Here is a 1,080-nt window from a genome sequence, read left to right as displayed (position 1 = left end):
TTGCGGTGGCGAATGGGTGGGAGCGCAAATATGCCGCGAAGTCAACATTTACTGCTGTATCAAGTTCGTCGTCCGTGAAAAACATGGAACTGGCAAGTTGCACAAACGATTCCGCTTTATCGAAGTCGATGTTTCCGGTATTTTGGGAATCAATTCGCGCATAAGCAGCTTGAAACTTGGCTTCGAATACCGTCTTCAGCTCAAGCAACCCCTCACAGTAGCGCTCTATGGAGAGACCGAACTGCGCTGCAAATTGCTCCTCCAATCCGTTCACGTCCTGCCGTACCAGTGCGACCAGTTCTGGAATTGTTTTGAAATTTTCNACAGTAGCGCTCTATGGAGAGACCGAACTGCGCTGCAAATTGCTCCTCCAATCCGTTCACGTCCTGCCGTACCAGTGCGACCAGTTCTGGAATTGTTTTGAAATTTTCCTTACTGCGGCTGGTGTGTTGCTCAAGGCGTACACCGTAATTCAAGTAATTTACCCGTTCCGGCTCAAGGCTTTTTAGGTCCGTATCAAGAATTGCATCCTGATCACGGTCTCCAACGACTTTAACGTTCGCAATATGTAGGAGCTTTTCCGTTTCAAATTTCGCGTTGATGTGACGCGCATGTCGCATCAACTCGTCGACGAAGTAATTGTTAAAGCCCTTGAACGACCTCTGTAGATCGCACGCACCGGTCCAAGATCCATGCTTTGCCACCAGACCAATCGCATACTTTGCTGCTTCATCGTGTAGATGAAATTCTGTAACCTGCGCCTTCGTGAGCTTCCCTTGCAAGGATGGATGCATTGCGAGCGTACGTGATACACGAAGCAGATAGCACAACCGCAGCAATTCCCACAATCCACAATTCGCAGCAATCCACTCGGCACGCACTATGTCTTTCTTCAGCTCAATACGTAGCTTAGTTAAGGCTCTCTGTCGATGGTCTTTGCTGACTTGTTTGCTATCGTTCATTTCATTTATTTGCTTGGGTTAATGAAAGCACCACCAACGCCGATTACTTCCGAAACGTCCGATGTCGTTGAAGCCAAGCTTTGAATTATGTGACTGATTGAGCCTACCTAAAGAAGGC

1 protein-coding gene is annotated in these 1,080 nt (G+C 47.9%); it reads right to left on the bottom strand.

Translation table 11 applies throughout. The annotated features are described in order from the left end of the window. Positions 1 to 208: hypothetical protein (locus QZH66_RS16730; protein WP_305806989.1), on the bottom strand; the 208-nt coding region annotated here is incomplete at its 3' end. Positions 209 to 1,080: the final 872 nt, after the last annotated feature.

Source organism: Stenotrophomonas sp. YIM B06876, from assembly GCF_030711595.1.
Classification (GTDB): Bacteria; Pseudomonadota; Gammaproteobacteria; order Xanthomonadales; family Xanthomonadaceae; genus Stenotrophomonas.
Note: the sequence above shows the minus strand (reverse complement) of the source record. Positions and strands in the feature narration are given on the sequence as shown.